Source organism: Serpentinimonas sp. SSL01 (assembly GCF_056323735.1).
On the sequence record NZ_CM150487.1, the window covers coordinates 1,607,774 to 1,624,000 of the forward strand.

Here is a 16,227-nt window from a genome sequence, read left to right on the forward strand (position 1 = left end):
CGTATGCGTACGGATCGGCTGATCAGTGTGGGGTAAAGCTGACGCGGCTAGGCACCGGCTTGAACTCACCCAAGCGGCTCCACCACGGCATCAGCAAGAAAAAGCCGAGGTAGAACAAGGTGCCGAACTGCGAGAAGCGGGTGCTGATGACCGACGGCGGCAACACCCCAAAGTAGCCCATGATGGCAAAGTTGACGACAAAGGCGCCATACAGGTACTTGTTCCAGGTCGGGCGGTAGCGGATGGAGGCCACGGGCGCACGGTCGAGCCAAGGCAAGAAGCACAGGATCACCACCGCCGCGCCCATCACCACCACGCCCCAGAACATGGCGTCGAGCCCCAGCATGGCCAGCGTACCGACCACGGCGCCACCCAGCACCAAGCCCTTGCCCACCGTGCCAAAACCAGAGCGGAAGATGCCGATGAAGGCCGCCAACCAGACGCCGGCCACGAGCACGTACATGAACTCGGTGGTCACGGCGCGCAGCATCGAGTAGTAGGGCGCAAAGTACCAGACCGGGGCGATGTGCGCCGGCGTGACCAGCGGGTCGGCCGGGATCAGGTTGGTGTACTTGAGGAAGAAGCCGCCACCCGAGGGCGCAAAGAACACCACGGCCGAGAAGATCATCAGGAACACGCCCACGCCCATCAGGTCGTGCACCGAGTAGTAGGGGTGAAACGGGATGCCGTCGAGCGGCTTGCCGTTGGCGTCTTTGTGCTTCTTGATCTCGATGCCGTCGGGGTTGTTGGAGCCGACTTCGTGCAGCGCGATGATGTGTGCCACCACCAAGCCCAGCAGCACCAGCGGCAGCGCGATCACGTGCAGGCTGAAGAAGCGGTTAAGGGTGGCGTCGCCGACCACGAAATCGCCGCGGATGAGCAGCGCCAGATCGGGCCCGATGATGGGGATGGCGGCAAACAGGTTGACGATCACCGCCGCACCCCAGAACGACATCTGGCCCCAAGGCAGCAGGTAACCGGTGAAGGCGATGGCCATCAGCACCAGCAAAATGCCGCAGCCAAAGAGCCAGATCAGCTCGCGCGGCTTGCGATACGAGCCGTAGATCAGGCCACGGAACATGTGCAGATAGACCACGATGAAAAAGAACGAGGCCCCGGTCGAGTGGATGTAGCGGATCAGCCAGCCCCACTCGACTTCGCGCATGATGTACTCGACCGAGGCGAAGGCCACCGGCACCCCGGCGGCGTTGAGCGTCGCGTCGGGCTTGTAGTGCATCACCAAAAAGATGCCCGAGATGATCTGGATCACCAGCACCAGCAGCGCCAGCGAGCCAAAAAAGTACCAAAAATTGAGGTTTTTGGGCGCGTAGTATTCCGACAGGTGCTCTTTGTAGAGTTTGGTCAGCGGAAAGCGGTTGTCGATCCAGTTGAGCAACTGCTCGCCCGCTGGGGCGTTGGGGGAGATTTCTTTGTATTCGGCAGCCATGATCTTCCTTGTGCGCGCCTTCAGGCTTGTTGGTCTTCGCCCACCAAAATCATGGTGTCGCTCAGGTACATGTGGGGCGGGATTTCGAGGTTGTCGGGCGCCGGCATGTTGGCAAAGACGCGCCCCGACAGATCAAAGGCCGAGCCGTGGCAGGGGCAGAAAAAACCGCCCGGCCAATCGGCCGGCAACCCGGGTTGGTCGCCCGTGGCAAAACGCGAGGTGGGCGAACAGCCGAAGTGTGTGCACACGCCGACAGCCACCAGAAACTCGGGCTTGATCGAGCGGTGCCGGTTGAGTGCGTATTCGGGCGTGGGGAAGACGCGGCGCTCGGATTCGGGGTCGGCCAGACGCGGCTCGACGACCTCAAGCGAGGCGATCATTTCGGGCGTGCGGTGCAGCACCCAAACCGGGCGCCCACGCCACTCGACCACCATTTTTTCGCCCGGGGCCAAGCGGGAAATATCCACCTCAACCGAGGCCCCGGCGGCGCGCGCACGCGCAGAGGGTTGAAAGGAACTGACGAAGGGGACGGCGACCGCAGCTGCCCCCACGCCGCCCATGGCGCAGGTGGAAATCAGCCAAACACGGCGACCGTTGTCTACGGCGGCTTCGCTCATGGGAATCTTTCTGTGACGTGAGGACTCGGGAGTCGGGGCGAAAAACCAGCGCAGCCGCTTCAACGCCCCAAAACACACCGGATTGTAAGGGATTGAAACCAGCCCACACCCAAGACCCTTGGCAGCACTAGGTGACCGACCGCCTATGGCACGGACCCGCCTACGGGAGGCAGTCTGGGTGCGCCAGCGCGGCGCGCAGCGCGGCCAGCAGGCTGGACGGGTCGGCGTTCCCATTGCCGGCCAAATCGAAGGCGGTGCCGTGGTCTGGGCTGGTGCGCAAAAAAGGCAAGCCCAAGGTGGTGTTGATGCCCTGCTCCAGCCCCAGGTACTTGACCGGGATCAGCCCTTGGTCGTGGTACATGGCCAGCACCACGTCGAACTCGCCACGGCGTGCGCGCATGTACACGGTGTCGGGGGCAAAGGGGCCTTGGGCGTCAATGCCCTCCGCCTGCGCGGCCGCGATGGCCGGCGCGATGTGCTCGATCTCTTCGCGCCCAAACAGCCCGCCCTCGCCCGCGTGTGGGTTCAGGCCCGCCACCGCGATGCGGCACTGCGAGCGCCCGAGCACTTGAGCAAAATGCCGGTGCGTGAGCTGCAGGGTTTGCAACACCTGCGCGTGGGTCACGGCGTCAATGGCGGCGCGCAAGGGCAGGTGCACGCTCACCAGCACGGTGTGCAGCTCGGCGTTGGAGAGCATCATGCGCACCGGCAACTGCGCCACGGTGCAGCCCACGTGCGCCGCCGCCAGCGCCTGCAGCATCTCGGTGTGGCCGGGGTGGTGGATGCCGGCGGCGTGCCACGCCCCTTTGTGGATGGGGGCGGTCACCAGCGCCGCCGCCTCGCCACGCAACACCGCCGCCGTAGCCACTTCGACGGCTCTGGCCGCAGCGCGCCCAGCCGCAGCGCTCACTTGCCCCAGTGGCGGCAGTTCGGCCATGGCCGGCAGCGGCAGCAGCGGCACACAGCGCGGTGGCAGATCGGCCGCCTGCTGCCAGTGCTCCAGCACGGCCAGCGGCAACAAGCCACCGCTGAGGGCCACGGCGCGGCGCATCACGGCCAAATCGGCCACCACCACGCAGCGGCTGGACCAGCTAGGCTGCAAACGAAACACCTGAGCGATCAGCTCCGGCCCCACACCGGCCGGGTCGCCCATGCTTATGGCGATGGGGCGCGGCGCGTTCATGCCGGGTTGTCGATGTCGATGAACTGGTGCGTCAGGCCCAGCTCGGCCGCCACGGCCGCCCCCAGCGCCGGGGCGCCGTAACGCTCGGTGGCGTGGTGGCCGCATGCCAGATAGGCCACCCCGCACTCGCGCGCCAGGTGGGTTTGCGGCTCGGACAGTTCGCCGGTGATAAAGGCATCGGCCCCGGCAGCGATGGCCGCCTCGAAATAACTTTGCGCCCCGCCGCTGCACCACGCAATGCGGCGCAAGGGGCGACCGGGGGCGGCGTCGATGAGCGTCACGGGCCGCCCCAGTTGCTGCTGCACGTGTGCCGCCAAGGAAAGGGCGTCGGGGCAATCGGTGTGGCCCACAAAGCCCAGATCTTGTTCGCCAAAGCGGCCCCAGCCGTCGGCCAGGGGGCTAAAGCCCAAGCGCTGCGCCAACTGGGCGTTGTTGCCCAAGCTGGGGTGGGCGTCGAGCGGCAGGTGGTAGGCCAGCAGGCTCACGTCGTGCGCCAGCAGCAGCGCCAGCCGCTGCTTCATCCAGCCGGTGACGCAGGCGCTTTGGCCGCGCCAAAACAGGCCGTGATGCACCAGAATGGCGTCGGCCCCGGTCGCAATGGCGCGCTCGATCAATTCGCGGCTGGCCGTGACGCCGCTGACCAAGTGCCGCACCTGCGCCCGACCCTCGACCTGCAAGCCGTTGGGGCCGTAGTCTTGAAAGCGCTCGGGTTGCAGCGTGGCGTCGAGGCGCTGCAGCAACACGCTGCGCTCGACGGCCGGTGCAGCGCAAGCGCTGGGAGCTAAAGATGTAAGCATGGCGCAACCCGTCCGGACACACAAGGTGCCCGATTGTCGCACCAGCCGCGCACGGGCTTAAGACTGCCCAGACGGGCGGCCCAGCGGGCTTTGTTTTTGGCGCTGCTTTTCTTCGCGCTCCGACTCGTCCATCTTGGTGACAAAATAGCGGTAAAACCACGCCGCCATGACGATCACACCGACGATGGTGACGATGCTAAGCAAACCGTAGGTGGTAGAGAACAGTTCATTCCAAGCCTCCATGACCCCTCCTTTCATGCGGGATTAACAGACAGCTTCGATTGGAAGCCAGCTCGATCGCCGGCGCCTTGACGCAGGTCAAACTGTACGCAAAAGACAAACCGATTCCAATATGAAACAAACCTGGCTGTTGTTTTCCCAAACCGTGACCGTGCTGCTGGCGGCTTGGTTCGTGGTGGCCACCTTGCAGCCGCAGTGGTTGCAGGGCCAGGCGCAGCTACGCACCGTGCCGCTGCTCGAAGCCGCCCCCGGCGCGGCCCGCAGCGAAGCGGTGGCCGCTGCCAGCCTGAGCGCTGCGGCCCAACTGGCGGCGCCGGCGGTGGTGAGCATCAGCGCCCGTCAGGCCCCACAGCGCCACCCGCACGCCGACGACCCGTGGTTTCGCTTCTTTTTTGGCGAACAGGCGCCGCGCTCGCCCCAAACCGGGCTGGGCTCTGGCGTGATCGTGAGCAGCGCCGGCCACGTGCTCACCAACCACCACGTGATCGACGGGGCCGAGGAAATCGAAATCCAGCTCAGCGATGGCCGCCAAGCCTTTGCGCGGGTGGTGGGCACCGACCCCGACACCGACCTCGCGGTGCTGCAGATCGATCTGCCCGAGTTGCCGGTGGCGGTGCTGGGCGACTCCAACGCGCTGCGCGTGGGCGATGCGGTGCTGGCGATCGGCAACCCCTTTGGCGTCGGGCAGACGGTCACCAGTGGCATCGTCAGCGCCTTGGGGCGCACGCAACTGGGCATCAACATCTTCGAGGATTTCATCCAGACCGACGCCGCCATCAACCCCGGCAACTCGGGCGGCGCGCTGGTCGATGTGCAAGGCCACCTGATCGGCATCAACACCGCCATCTTCACGCGCTCGGGCGGGTTCATGGGCATCGGTTTTGCCATTCCCACCTCCACCGCGCGCGATGTGCTCAAGGAGATCGTGCGCGACGGCGCGGTGACGCGCGGCTGGATCGGGGTCGAACCGCAAGCCATCACCCCGGACTTGGCACAGCATTTTGGTCTGCGACAGGAGCGCGGCGTGATCATCATCGGCGTGCTGCGCGACGCCCCGGCGGCGCAAGCTGGAGTGCGGCCCGGCGATGTGGTGTTGAGCGTGGCCGGGCAACCGGTGCCGGATGTCGCGGCTTTGCTGGCGGCTGTGGCGGCTTTGCCCCCGGGGCAGCCAGCGCAGTTGGAAATTGAGCGACGGGGCGAGCGCTTGGCACTGCAAGTGACGCCGGGGCGGCGCCCTCCACCGCCCGCTTCGAATGCACCGGACAATGCGCGCTAGCTGCGGCGCTCTAAGTACCGCTCGCTTGGTTCAAGTTTTGTCCGCCGCCTCGGGTTCTTCGGGCGCCCGACTGAACTTGCTGAACCAGTGCGACGCCCAAATGCCCACCTGATACAGCAGACACATCGGTATCGCTAGCGCCAGTTGCGAAATCACATCGGGCGGTGTGACGATGGCAGCGATGACAAAGGCCAAGACGATGAAATAGCCGCGAAAATCCTTGAGCTGCTGAATGGTCGCGAGGTTGAAGCGCACCAGCAGCATGACCACCACCGGCACCTGAAACGCCAGCCCAAAGGCCAAGTAGAGCGACAAAATCGCCTGCACGTAGGAGGCGATGTCGGGCGTGGCGGCGACGCTGTCCGGGGTGAAGCCCTGGATGAAAAAGAACATCTGGTCGAGCACAAAAAACTGCACGAACGCGATGCCCACGTAGGCCAGCATGCTGCCGATGAAGATCAGCGGCAGGGCAAAGCGCTTTTCGTGGCTGTACAAACCCGGAGCCACAAAGGCCCACATCTGGTACATGAGCCAAGGCAAGGCGACGATCATGGCCGACATCAACAACACCTTGAGCGGCACAAAGAACGGGCTGAAGACGCCGACGGCGATCAGCTTGGCGTCGGGCGGCATGTGGTTGCGGATGGGAACGGCGATGAAGTCGATCAAGCCACCCGGTCCGGGCCAGATCGCCAGCCCGATGGCACACAGCACCACGCCGGCCAAGCCGTAGAGGATGCGGTCGCGCAACTCGACCAGGTGCTGCACGAAGGGTTGTTCGGTGCCGGCGAGCTCATCGGCCTTGGGTGTGGGGTCTGCCATGGGGTGCTCGAGTGGGATCAACGCGAGGGCGTCATGGCGCTGGAGGCGACTGGGTAGGTTTTGGGCCGGTGGCGCGCCACCCGCGCCGCGCCCGACTGCACGAAGCTGCGCTGGCCGGTGCGCGCCTTGTACCACTTGGGCACCGCTTGCTGGCGCAACCTGAAGCTCTTTTTGGGGCGCGAAAACGGCGGATAGACCGAGTGCCCGAGCGAGTAAGCGGTGTGGGGGTCGATGCGCGGCGTGGTCTCGGATGCTTCAGGCGCACCGGAGCCCTCGAGCCCCGCCGTGGCCTCCATCCAATCTTTCTCGAAGCTGCCGACGCCGGATTGCACCTCGCGCGCCGCACCCTCGACCGATTCTTTCATTTTTTTCAGCTCTTCGAGGTCCATCGAGCGGTTGACCTCGGCCTTGACATCAGCCACGTAGCGCTGCGCCTTGCCCAGCAGGGTGCCCACGGTGCGCGCCACGCGGGGCAGCTTTTCGGGCCCGATGACCACCAACGCCACGACCGCAATCAGGGCGAGCTCTGAAATTCCAAAATCCAGCATGCAGGGCTTTCAGTGCAGCCTGCCGCAGACCCAAGCCGACGGCGGGCGCGGCGCTTTGATCAAAGCTTGGTCTTGGCTTCGACGTCGATGGTGTTTTTGTCGGTTGCAGCCGGGGCCTGCCCGACCTGCGCAGTGGTCGTCGAGGCGGCAGCGCCTGCCCCGTCTTCGGAGGCCGGCCCATCCGCCTGCTGCTGCTTCATGCCATCCTTGAAGCCTTTGACGGCCCCACCGAGGTCGGAACCGATGTTTTTGAGCTTTTTGGTGCCAAACACCAAGATCACCACCAGCAAAACGATCAGCCAGTGCCAAATCGACAAGGTACCCATAGCAAACTCCTGCGTCGGGGCCAAAAAATGCCCCGGATTTGATTGATTAGAAGGCCGGCCGATGGTTCACCATCGGCCCAAACGGCTATTGTCGCCGATCGGGGGCGACCAAGCCCAGACCACAAGGTCACACGGTGTAAATCTTAGCTGAATGCGCTGACGGTCGGAGCCCTGCTGCTCAACCCTTGCGCCAAGGGCGCGGCCCACCCATGACGTGCACGTGCAGGTGCTGCACCTCTTGCCCGCCCTCGGCGCCGTTGTTGCAGACAATGCGAAAGCCGCCTTCGGGCCAAGGGCGGCAGCCTTGCTCGAGCGTGAGCTTGGGGGCTAGGCACATGATTTTGCCCATCAGGCGCTCGTGCTCGGGCCCGAGCTGGGCCATCGATGGCAGGTGCAGCTTGGGCACGATCAAGAAGTGCACCGGGGCCCAAGGGTGGATGTCGTGGAAGGCGTACAGGTCGTCGTCTTCATAGACCTTGCGGCTGGGAATCTGGCCGGCGATGATTTTGCAAAACAGGCAGTTGGGGTCGTGGCTCATGGGGCTTGCGTACAGTGGGGGGCGTAGGCTTCAAAGCGGCAGCGGCTTGCGGTCGTTCCAGTATAAAAGCCCTTTGACCAGGCGGTAGATGACCCAGACGCTGGCCACAAACAGGATGGCAAAACCCACCAGCAGCACCATCGTCAAGGCCCCCAGCACGAACCAGAACAGGCCCCACCAGAAGGTGCGGATTTGCCAGCGGAAGTGGCTCTCGTACAGGGTGCCAAAGGTGTCTTCGCGCTTGACGTAGTTGATGACGATGGCGATGATCGCCGTCACCCCCAGCAACCACGACAGGGCGTAGAGGACGTAGATGATGAGCGTGAGCTGGCGCAGGCTGGCGAGCTCGTCGGGGGTTTTGCCGCCGGGGTGGCCGCCGGTGTCCAAACCAAAGGTGTCGTTCAAGCGGCTTCCCCTTGTTGCTGGTGCGCATCCTGCTGGCGCTGCTGCAGCTTGCGCAGCGCTTTTTCTTCTAGGCCGCTCAGGCCCTCGCGGCGCGCCAGCTCGGCCGTTACGTCGGCGGGTGAGAGGCCGAAATGCGCCAGCGCGATCAGGCTGTGAAACCACAGATCGGCCACTTCACCCACCAGCGCCTGCGCGCTGCCGTGGCCGTGCTGCAAGTCCTTGGCCGCCATCAGGGTTTCGCCGGCTTCTTCGGCGATTTTTTTCAAAATCGCATCCTGCCCCTGGTGCAACAGGCGTGCCACGTAGCTGCGCGCCGGGTCGCCACCGTGCGCGGGCTTGCGGGTCTCGATCAGGGCGGCCAGGCGCAGCAGGGTGTCGTCGGCGCCGGGTGCGGGGGCCGGGGCCGGGCTGGAGGCGGTAGGGGTGGTGCTCATGTACAAAATAGAGTTTAGCGGTAGATCGATTCGGGGTCTTTGAGCACCGGCTCCACCGTCAGCCAGCGTCCGCCACCGCCCTGCCCGCCCGGCCCCGCTAGCTCAGCCGCTTGCCAGCGCAGATAAAAACAACTGTGGCGGCCGGTGTGGCAAGCGATGCCGGGCTCGTGCCCGAGCTGGGTGACTTTGAGCAGCAGCACGTCGGCGTCGCAGTCGAGCCGGATTTCGTGCACCTGCTGCACATGGCCCGATTCTTCGCCTTTGTACCAGAGTTTGGCGCGCGAGCGGCTGTAATAAACGGCGCGCCCCAAGGCCGCGGTTTGCGCCAGCGCCTCGCGGTTCATCCAAGCCAGCATCAGCACGTCGCCGCTGCTGGCCTCTTGGGCAATCACCGGCACCAGCCCATGGGCGTCCCAGCGCACGGCGTCGAGCCAATCGGTCATATACGCAAATCTCCGTTTCAAAGGGGCCGCAGCCACGGTGGCGGGGGCGGCTGTGTCCCATTTTGGCACAGCCAGAGGAATCGGTGTTTTCCCTAGACTGCAAGGCCAATAACCACAAGATTTAGGGTTTGGGTGACCGAGCCCCGAATTTCGCCGCTACACTAGCGCTAGTGTCTTGCTTGGCCATTTAACACTACAGGTAGTGGCTGCTACGCACCCAAGCACCGCCAGCCGCACGGCTGCACCCATTGCGCACCCACAAGGAACACCCATGTCCATTGCCCCCTCTACTGCATCCACCGAGCGCCCCCATGTCGCCGCCCCCGAGGCCACCCGCGCCCCCCTAGGCGGCAGCCTGCCGCATTACCAGATCATTCGGCGCAACGGTTCCGTGGTGCCGTTCGAACCGAGCAAGATCGCGGTGGCGCTGATGAAAGCATTTCTGGCGGTGCGCGGGGCCCACGGAGCCGCCTCGGCCAGCGTGCGCGAAGACGTGGAGCAACTCACCCAGGCCGTGGTGCGGGCGCTGCTGCGCTCGCGGCCGGCCGGCGGCACCTTTCACATCGAAGACGTGCAAGACCAGGTGGAGCTGGGGCTGATGCGCGGCGGCCACCACGAGGTGGCGCGGGCTTATGTGCTGTACCGCGAGCGCCGCGCCCAGGAGCGTGCCGCCAAACAAGCCAGCGCCGCGCCAGCGGCCCCGGTGCTGCACGTGAGCATCGGCGGCCAGCGCCAACCGCTGGACTTGGAACACTTGCGCGCCTTGGTGGCAAACGCCTGCGCCGGACTGGGCGAGGCGGTGCGGCCCGAGCCGATCGTGGCCGAAACGCTGCGCAACCTCTACGACGGCGTGCCGCTGGACGAGGTTTACAAAGCCACCATTTTGGCGGCGCGCACGCGCATCGAGTCCGACCCCGACTACACCTATGCCACCGCCCGGCTGCTGCTGCACACCATCGCCCTCGAGGTGCTGGGGCAGGATTTGAGGCAATCCGAGCTGGCCAGCCACTACCCCGACGCCTTCCCGGCTTGCATCCGGCTAGGGGTGCAGGCTGAGCTGCTCAACCCCGATCTGCTGCAATTCGACTTGGCGCGGCTGGCGGCGGCGCTCAAGCCCGAGCGCGACCTGCAGTTCGACTACCTGGGCCTGCAAACCCTGTACGACCGCTACTTTTTGCACCAGCACAAGCGCCGCATCGAGCTGCCGCAGGTGTTTTTCATGCGCGTGGCCATGGGGCTGGCGCTGAACGAAATCGAGCGCGAGGCGCGGGCGATCGAGTTCTACGAGGTGCTGTCGCGCTTTGACTTCATGAGCAGCACGCCGACGCTGTTCAACAGCGGCACCCGGCGCTCGCAGCTGTCGAGCTGTTACCTGAGCACGGTGCCCGACGAGCTCGAGGGCATCTTTGATGCAATCAAGGAAAACGCGCTGCTGTCCAAGTTCGCTGGCGGCTTGGGCAACGACTGGACGCGCGTGCGCGCCATGGGCAGCCACATCAAGGGCACCAACGGCGAATCGCAAGGGGTGGTGCCGTTTTTGAAAGTGGTCAACGACACCGCCGTGGCGGTAAACCAAGGCGGCAAGCGCAAGGGGGCGGTCTGCACCTACCTCGAGACCTGGCACCTGGACATCGAGGAGTTTCTGGAGCTGCGCAAAAACACCGGCGACGACCGGCGACGCACGCACGACATGAACACCGCCAACTGGATACCCGACCTGTTCATGAAACGGGTGCTGGAAAAGGGCGACTGGAGCCTGTTTTCGCCCCACAGCGTGCCCGATCTGCACGATCTGGTGGGCCCAGCGTTCGAGCGCGCCTACGTGGCCTACGAGGAAAAGGCCGCGCGCGGCGAGATCACGCCCTACAAAAAGCTGCCCGCCACCGACCTGTGGCGCAAGATGCTGTCGATGCTGTTCGAAACCGGGCACCCCTGGATCACTTTCAAAGACCCGTGCAACCTGCGCAGCCCGCAGCAGCACGTGGGCGTGGTGCATTCGTCCAACCTGTGCACCGAAATCACGCTCAACACCAGCGACAGCGAAATCGCGGTCTGCAACCTCGGCTCGGTCAACTTGGCGCAACACCTCAAAGACGCCGCCGACGGCTCGGGTACCCGGGTGCTCGACCACGACAAGTTGCGCCGCACCGTGGCCACCGCCATGCGCATGCTCGACAACGTCATCGACATCAACTACTACGCGGTGAAAAAAGCGCGCGACTCCAACCTGCGCCACCGCCCGGTGGGGCTTGGGATCATGGGCTTTCAAGACGCGCTCTACCAAATGCGCACGCCCTACGCCAGCCCAGCGGCGCTGGCCTTTGCCGACCAGAGCATGGAAGCCGTCTGCTACCACGCCTACTGGGCCAGCAGCGATTTGGCGGCCGAGCGCGGGCGCTATTCGAGCTACCAAGGCTCGCTGTGGCAGCGCGGTGTGCTGCCGCTGGACTCGCTCGAGCTGCTGGCGCAGGCGCGCGGCGGCTACCTCGAAGTCGATCGCAGCCAGACGCTGGACTGGGACGCGCTGCGCGCAAAAATCGCCCGCGACGGCATGCGCAACGCCAACTGCGTGGCCATCGCCCCCACGGCCACAATCTCCAACATCGTCGGCGTCGATGCCTCGATCGAACCCTGCTTTGGCAACCTGTCGGTCAAGAGCAACCTCTCGGGCGAGTTCACCATCGTCAACAGCTACCTGGTGCGCGACCTCAAGCGCCTCGGGCTCTGGGACGAGGTGATGCTGCTCGACCTGAAACACTTCGACGGCTCGCTGCAGGCCATCGACCGGGTGCCGGCCGAACTCAAAAACCTCTACCGCACCGCCTTCGAAGTGGAGCCGGCGTGGCTGGTGGATGCCGCCGCGCGGCGCCAGAAGTGGATCGACCAAGCGCAAAGCCTGAACCTCTACATGGCCGGGGCTTCGGGCAAGAAGCTCGACGAGACCTACAAACTGGCGTGGCTGCGCGGGCTCAAAACCACCTACTACCTGCGCACCACCAGCGCCACCCAGGCCGAGAAATCGACCGGCCGCGTGGGCCAGCTCAACGCCGTGTCGAGCGCGGCGTCGAGCGCGGTGTCGATGCAGGTTGCGGGCGCGCACGGCAGCGGCCAAGCCTCCGAGCTGGGTGGCCCAAGCGCCTTGACTGCGGCCGGCCCGGTCACCGACGTCAAGTTCTGCGCCATCGACGACCCGGGCTGCGAAGCCTGCCAATGAGGCCGCCCATGCAGCCGCCGATGACAACGCCGATGCCCAGACCCCACACGGCGGCCTCGGTGGTGCACAAAAGCCGCGTTGGCGCTTGCTTTTTTCGCTCAACCTTTCATAATCCACCAAACAGGAAAACCCCATGCTGAACTGGGACGATCAACCCGAAGTGGCGCTGCAGCCGGTGCCATCCACCCCCATCAAGCCCGCCGTTCTGGCGGCGGCCAAAGCCAGCCTCTATGAAGCGGCGGTAGCCGCCGTGGCCGCGCAGCCCGCTGCCCCAAGCGAGCGCCCCACGCACCAGCGCATCAACGCCGCCGACAAGCGCATCATCAACGGCCAGACCGACGTCAACCAGCTGGTGCCCTTCAAGTACAAATGGGCCTGGGAAAAGTACCTGGCCTCGTGCGCCAACCACTGGATGCCGCAAGAGGTCAACATGAGCCGCGACATCGCCCTCTGGAAAGACCCCAAGGGCCTGAGCGAGGACGAGCGCCGCATCATCAAGCGCAACCTGGGTTTTTTTGTCACTGCCGACTCGCTCGCCGCCAACAACATCGTGCTCGGCACCTACCGCCACATCACCGCGCCCGAGTGCCGCCAGTTTTTGCTGCGCCAAGCTTTCGAAGAAGCCATCCACACCCACGCCTACCAGTACATCGTCGAAAGCCTGGGGCTGGACGAGGGCGAGATTTTCAACGCCTACCACGAGGTGCCATCGATTCGCGCCAAGGACGAGTTCCTGCTGCCCTACATCGACACCATCATGGACCCGGCCTTTCACACCGGCACGCCCGAGGCGGATCAGAAGCTGCTCAAGAGCCTGATCGTCTTTGCCTGCCTGATGGAGGGGCTGTTTTTCTATGTCGGTTTTGCCCAGATCCTGTCCATGGGGCGGCAAAACAAGATGACCGGTGCCGCCGAGCAGTACCAGTACATCCTGCGCGACGAATCGATGCACTGCAACTTTGGCATCGACCTGATCAACCAGCTCAAGCTGGAAAACCCGCACCTCTGGACGCCAGCCTTCAAGGCCGAGATCAAGGCGCTGTTTGAGCAAGCCGTGGAGCTCGAATACCGCTACGCCGAAGACACCATGCCGCGCGGCGTGCTCGGGCTCAACGCCTCGATGTTCAAGGGCTACCTGCGCTACATCGCGAACCGGCGCGCGACCCAGATCGGACTCGATGCCCTCTACCCCAGCGAAGAAAACCCCTTCCCGTGGATGAGTGAAATGATAGACTTGAAGAAGGAACGCAATTTCTTCGAGACGCGCGTGATCGAGTACCAGACGGGCGGCGCCCTGTCGTGGGATTGACGCCGCTTTAGCCCGCTGGCTGCGTCGGTTCGCCGCAGGCGCAGCGCCCTAGTCAAACGGCAATAAACCAAAGAGGAGTAAAGAATGGCCCCTGCAAAAAAGACCGCCGCTGCGGCACCCGAGGCACCTACTGCACCTGCGACCCCTGCGGCCAGCGCGCCGCGGCCAGCGCGCAAAACCGTGCCCAAAGCCAGCGTGGCAGCGGCACCCGCCACAACGGGGGCACTGGCTGCGGCAACCAGCAAAAAAACGGCCGCCAAAACCAAAGCCAAGTCCGACAAGCCTGTCAAATCCGATAAGTCGGACAAAGCGGACAAAGCGGCAAAGCCGGCCTCTGGCGCAACAACCGATCAGGCGGTGCCGGCCGCCAAACCCGCCAAACCCGCCAAACCCGCCAAACCCGCCAAGGCATTGAAGGCGGAGAAAGTGGTCAAGGCGGCGCCAACCGAGCCCAAAGCTGAAAAAGCCTCGAAGGCCCCTAAAACACCCAAAGCAGAGCCGCTGGCCCAGCCGCCAGCACCCAACCCCAAGGCGGCTTGGCCCTTCCCCACCGGCAAGAAACCCTGAACGAGCGCTGAGAGGCGGGGAGGCGGCGCTCAGCTTCTCAGAGGCTGAAGCGGTAGTTCTGGCCGCCCCGGGAGGCGATTTTTTCGGCTCCCATGCGGTTGCCGAGTTCGGCGCTGCGGCGCAAGTCCCAGCCCTGCGCCAAGCCGTAGAGCAAGCCGGCGCGCAAGGCGTCGCCACAGCCGGTCGGGTCCAGCACCGCGCGCGCGGGCACCCCGGGTACGCGGCTGCACTGGCCCTGCTGCCACAGGTCGCAGCCCTGATCGGCCAGCGTGATCACGAGGCCGCGCAGCCGCTGCGACAGCTCGGCGTAACCCAGGCCGGTGCGCTCGCTCAACATGCGCGCTTCGTAGTCGTTGAGCGCGGCCCAGTCGGCCAGTTCGATGAAGCGCAGCAGCTCGGGGCCGTCGAACATCGGCAGCCCTTGGCCCGGGTCGAACACAAAGGGCACCCCGAGCGCGTGCAACTGCTCAGCGTGTTCGATCATGGCCTGGCGCCCATCGGGCGAGACGATGGCGATGCGCGCCTCGGGTGCCGCCGCAATCGGGTTCTGGTGTGCCAGCGCCATGGCGCCGGGGTGAAAGGCGGTGATCTGGTTGTTGTCGCGGTCGGTCATGATCATGGCTTGCGCGGTGTAGTGCTGGCTCACCCATTGCACCGCGCCGGTGTCGATGCCCAGCTCCTGCATGCGCTCCAGATAATCTTGCCCGTCGTTGCCCAGCGCCGCCACCGGGCGCGCCTGCACCCCCAACTGGCGCAAGCCATAGGCGATGTTGCCGGCGCAGCCGCCGTACTCGCGCCGCAGCGCCGGCACCAGAAAGGAGACGTTGAGAATGTGCAACTGCTCGGGCAAGATCTGCTCGGCAAAGCGGCCCTCAAAGGTCATGATGGTGTCAAAGGCCAGCGAGCCGCAAATCAGAATGGTCATGGTGTAAGCAATGGAAGCCAGGGGGTGGGAGCAGAACAGCCGAGGGAAAGCAGACGGTATCAATCAGGGGTAGAACAAAATGGCGCGGTAGCCGGTCATGACGCGCCCTTCGATGCCATCAAAAGCGAGTTCGAATTGCAACGACCACTCCGCCCCGGCCGGCAGGGATGCGGTTGGGCGCGGCCATTCGTGCGGCAGCAGCACGCGGCGCACCAGCACCTGATCGTGGATGTCGGTCAAGGTGAGCTCGATCGCCGGGCTGGCCACTTCCAGCGCCGTCTGGTTGCGCAGCACCACATGAAAGCCGTACATACCCGGGCCCAGGCGCAGCAGCACCGAGCTGTCGATCACCACATCGTTGGGGTTGGTTGGCAGAGCCTGCTGGCAATCCAAGGTCTGGCACAAGGCTTCGAGCACGGGCTGCGTGGCGGGCACGGCACGCGTCAGCGGCGCCCGCCATTGTGTGGCGGCTTGCAGGCCCAACAACAGGGCCAGCGCGGCCACTGCGACCAGGAGCAACAGCCGCACTGCAGGCCGTCGCCACAGGGCCTGACGCTGCGCCTTGCGCACGAAAGATGGCGCCGTTTGAGCTGTATGCGCGAGAGGACTTGCACCTGCACCTGCATCTGCATCGACTGCCGGCCTGGGCTGCGGGTCTGTGGGCTGGTGTTGTGGATCGGGTTGGGGTTGCTGCTGCACCAGTGCCGGCTCGGCATCCCCTGGGGTTGGATGCGGCTGCGAGACCGTGGCGCATTGCACCTCTGGCTGCACCTGCGATGTTTGCTGATCCTGGACCTCTGGTTGCGGCTCTTGCGGGCCGTCAGGCTCTTGCGGTTCGGTCTGCGCTGGCGAAGGCGGCGGCACAACGGGCTGAGGCACCGACGCTGGCGTAGTGCGAGACTCGGGCTCGGGCTCGGGCACGGTTTCGTGTACCTGCGCTGCGGACTGTTGGCTCGGCTGGGGGGGCTGGGGGGCGGCTGGCTCCGGCCCCGGAGACCACGGCTGCAGATCGAGCGTGGCATTGAACACCTGCTGGCACTGGCCGCAGCGCACCCAACCATCGGAAATCTTGAGCTGGTCGGGCACCACCTTGAAGGCGGTGGCACAGGCCGGACAACGGGTGATGAAGCTCATGC

Annotated in this window: 18 protein-coding genes; 4 read left to right on the forward strand and 14 right to left on the reverse strand. The window is 65.0% G+C overall.

All coding sequences use genetic code 11. From position 1 onward, the window contains the following. Positions 1-22: 22 nt before the first annotated feature. The 5 genes from ACVMK0_RS07610 to ACVMK0_RS07630 form a co-directional block, all read right to left on the reverse strand. Complete coding sequence (locus ACVMK0_RS07610; protein ID WP_476463429.1) at positions 23-1,447, reverse strand: cytochrome b; 1,425 nt, start codon at positions 1,445-1,447, stop codon at positions 23-25. 20 nt (positions 1,448-1,467) lie between these two features. Next, positions 1,468-2,064: a ubiquinol-cytochrome c reductase iron-sulfur subunit gene (petA, locus tag ACVMK0_RS07615; RefSeq protein ID WP_045536039.1), complete on the reverse strand. Its 597-nt coding sequence runs from the start codon at positions 2,062-2,064 to the stop codon at positions 1,468-1,470. A gap of 160 nt (positions 2,065-2,224) precedes the next feature. Beyond that, positions 2,225-3,247, reverse strand: a complete 1,023-nt coding sequence (gene pdxA, locus ACVMK0_RS07620; protein ID WP_476463430.1) for a 4-hydroxythreonine-4-phosphate dehydrogenase PdxA — start codon at positions 3,245-3,247, stop codon at positions 2,225-2,227. Then, the gene (locus tag ACVMK0_RS07625; protein WP_476463431.1) at positions 3,244-4,044 is read right to left on the reverse strand and encodes a Nif3-like dinuclear metal center hexameric protein; all 801 of its coding nucleotides are present in this window, start codon (positions 4,042-4,044) and stop codon (positions 3,244-3,246) included. The genes pdxA and ACVMK0_RS07625 overlap by 4 nt, the downstream gene beginning before the upstream one ends. A 57-nt stretch (positions 4,045-4,101) precedes the next feature. Continuing rightward, entirely contained in the window at positions 4,102-4,287 is a 186-nt protein-coding gene (locus tag ACVMK0_RS07630; protein WP_045536045.1) for a DUF3149 domain-containing protein, read from the reverse strand. 109 nt (positions 4,288-4,396) lie between these two features. Here ACVMK0_RS07630 and ACVMK0_RS07635 point away from each other — a divergent pair, with 109 nt between their 5' ends. Continuing rightward, complete coding sequence (locus ACVMK0_RS07635; RefSeq protein ID WP_476463432.1) at positions 4,397-5,560, forward strand: S1C family serine protease; 1,164 nt, start codon at positions 4,397-4,399, stop codon at positions 5,558-5,560. 30 nt (positions 5,561-5,590) lie between these two features. Here ACVMK0_RS07635 and tatC read toward each other — a convergent pair whose 3' ends face one another. The 7 genes from tatC to hisI form a co-directional block, all read right to left on the reverse strand. Further along, positions 5,591-6,382, reverse strand: coding sequence for a twin-arginine translocase subunit TatC (gene tatC / locus ACVMK0_RS07640; protein WP_476463433.1), 792 nt, complete (start codon positions 6,380-6,382; stop codon positions 5,591-5,593). Between the two features lie 17 nt (positions 6,383-6,399). Continuing rightward, positions 6,400-6,930, reverse strand: a complete 531-nt coding sequence (gene tatB, locus ACVMK0_RS07645; protein ID WP_250961091.1) for a Sec-independent protein translocase protein TatB — start codon at positions 6,928-6,930, stop codon at positions 6,400-6,402. A 59-nt stretch (positions 6,931-6,989) separates the two neighbouring features. Further along, a complete protein-coding gene (gene tatA / locus ACVMK0_RS07650; protein WP_045536053.1) occupies positions 6,990-7,256 on the reverse strand; it encodes a Sec-independent protein translocase subunit TatA in 267 nt (88 codons plus the stop codon). Between the two features lie 178 nt (positions 7,257-7,434). Beyond that, positions 7,435-7,794 (reverse strand): histidine triad nucleotide-binding protein, encoded by a 360-nt coding sequence (locus ACVMK0_RS07655; protein WP_476463434.1) that lies wholly within the window; start codon positions 7,792-7,794, stop codon positions 7,435-7,437. A gap of 30 nt (positions 7,795-7,824) precedes the next feature. Beyond that, a complete protein-coding gene (locus tag ACVMK0_RS07660) occupies positions 7,825-8,199 on the reverse strand; it encodes a DUF4870 family protein (protein ID WP_250961089.1) in 375 nt (124 codons plus the stop codon). After that, positions 8,196-8,633, reverse strand: coding sequence for a phosphoribosyl-ATP diphosphatase (locus tag ACVMK0_RS07665; protein ID WP_476463435.1), 438 nt, complete (start codon positions 8,631-8,633; stop codon positions 8,196-8,198). Before ACVMK0_RS07665 ends, ACVMK0_RS07660 begins: the two co-directional genes overlap by 4 nt. Before the next feature lie 14 nt (positions 8,634-8,647). Continuing rightward, complete coding sequence (gene hisI / locus ACVMK0_RS07670) at positions 8,648-9,076, reverse strand: phosphoribosyl-AMP cyclohydrolase (protein ID WP_476463436.1); 429 nt, start codon at positions 9,074-9,076, stop codon at positions 8,648-8,650. A gap of 271 nt (positions 9,077-9,347) precedes the next feature. Here hisI and ACVMK0_RS07675 point away from each other — a divergent pair, with 271 nt between their 5' ends. The 3 genes from ACVMK0_RS07675 (at position 9,348) to ACVMK0_RS07685 (ending at position 14,166) form a co-directional block, all read left to right on the forward strand. Next, positions 9,348-12,290, forward strand: coding sequence for a ribonucleoside-diphosphate reductase subunit alpha (locus ACVMK0_RS07675; protein WP_476463437.1), 2,943 nt, complete (start codon positions 9,348-9,350; stop codon positions 12,288-12,290). A gap of 133 nt (positions 12,291-12,423) precedes the next feature. After that, positions 12,424-13,599, forward strand: coding sequence for a ribonucleotide-diphosphate reductase subunit beta (locus tag ACVMK0_RS07680; protein WP_250961085.1), 1,176 nt, complete (start codon positions 12,424-12,426; stop codon positions 13,597-13,599). A 195-nt stretch (positions 13,600-13,794) separates the two neighbouring features. After that, complete coding sequence (locus ACVMK0_RS07685; protein ID WP_476463438.1) at positions 13,795-14,166, forward strand: histone; 372 nt, start codon at positions 13,795-13,797, stop codon at positions 14,164-14,166. 37 nt (positions 14,167-14,203) lie between these two features. On the opposite strand, the gene ACVMK0_RS07690 is transcribed toward ACVMK0_RS07685, so the two are convergent. Then, positions 14,204-15,091 carry a carbohydrate kinase family protein gene (locus ACVMK0_RS07690; RefSeq protein ID WP_250961084.1) on the reverse strand — a complete coding sequence of 296 codons (888 nt, stop codon included), beginning with the start codon at positions 15,089-15,091 and terminating at the stop codon, positions 14,204-14,206. Between the two features lie 63 nt (positions 15,092-15,154). Beyond that, the gene (locus tag ACVMK0_RS07695; RefSeq protein WP_045536062.1) at positions 15,155-16,225 is read right to left on the reverse strand and encodes a zinc-ribbon and DUF3426 domain-containing protein; all 1,071 of its coding nucleotides are present in this window, start codon (positions 16,223-16,225) and stop codon (positions 15,155-15,157) included. Positions 16,226-16,227: the final 2 nt, after the last annotated feature.

Excerpts from the sequence above, each read along its gene's own strand:
- ACVMK0_RS07610 (WP_476463429.1), bottom strand. The coding sequence starts at position 1,447 with ATGGCTGCCGAATACAAAGAAATCTCCCCCAACGCCCCAGCGGGCGAG.
- petA (WP_045536039.1), bottom strand. The coding sequence starts at position 2,064 with ATGAGCGAAGCCGCCGTAGACAACGGTCGCCGTGTTTGGCTGATTTCC.
- pdxA (WP_476463430.1), bottom strand. The coding sequence starts at position 3,247 with ATGAACGCGCCGCGCCCCATCGCCATAAGCATGGGCGACCCGGCCGGT.
- ACVMK0_RS07625 (WP_476463431.1), bottom strand. The coding sequence starts at position 4,044 with ATGCTTACATCTTTAGCTCCCAGCGCTTGCGCTGCACCGGCCGTCGAG.
- ACVMK0_RS07630 (WP_045536045.1), bottom strand. The coding sequence starts at position 4,287 with ATGGAGGCTTGGAATGAACTGTTCTCTACCACCTACGGTTTGCTTAGC.
- ACVMK0_RS07635 (WP_476463432.1), top strand. The coding sequence starts at position 4,397 with ATGAAACAAACCTGGCTGTTGTTTTCCCAAACCGTGACCGTGCTGCTG.
- tatC (WP_476463433.1), bottom strand. The coding sequence starts at position 6,382 with ATGGCAGACCCCACACCCAAGGCCGATGAGCTCGCCGGCACCGAACAA.
- tatB (WP_250961091.1), bottom strand. The coding sequence starts at position 6,930 with ATGCTGGATTTTGGAATTTCAGAGCTCGCCCTGATTGCGGTCGTGGCG.
- tatA (WP_045536053.1), bottom strand. The coding sequence starts at position 7,256 with ATGGGTACCTTGTCGATTTGGCACTGGCTGATCGTTTTGCTGGTGGTG.
- ACVMK0_RS07655 (WP_476463434.1), bottom strand. The coding sequence starts at position 7,794 with ATGAGCCACGACCCCAACTGCCTGTTTTGCAAAATCATCGCCGGCCAG.
- ACVMK0_RS07665 (WP_476463435.1), bottom strand. The coding sequence starts at position 8,633 with ATGAGCACCACCCCTACCGCCTCCAGCCCGGCCCCGGCCCCCGCACCC.
- hisI (WP_476463436.1), bottom strand. The coding sequence starts at position 9,076 with ATGACCGATTGGCTCGACGCCGTGCGCTGGGACGCCCATGGGCTGGTG.
- ACVMK0_RS07675 (WP_476463437.1), top strand. The coding sequence starts at position 9,348 with ATGTCCATTGCCCCCTCTACTGCATCCACCGAGCGCCCCCATGTCGCC.
- ACVMK0_RS07680 (WP_250961085.1), top strand. The coding sequence starts at position 12,424 with ATGCTGAACTGGGACGATCAACCCGAAGTGGCGCTGCAGCCGGTGCCA.
- ACVMK0_RS07690 (WP_250961084.1), bottom strand. The coding sequence starts at position 15,091 with ATGACCATTCTGATTTGCGGCTCGCTGGCCTTTGACACCATCATGACC.
- ACVMK0_RS07695 (WP_045536062.1), bottom strand. The coding sequence starts at position 16,225 with ATGAGCTTCATCACCCGTTGTCCGGCCTGTGCCACCGCCTTCAAGGTG.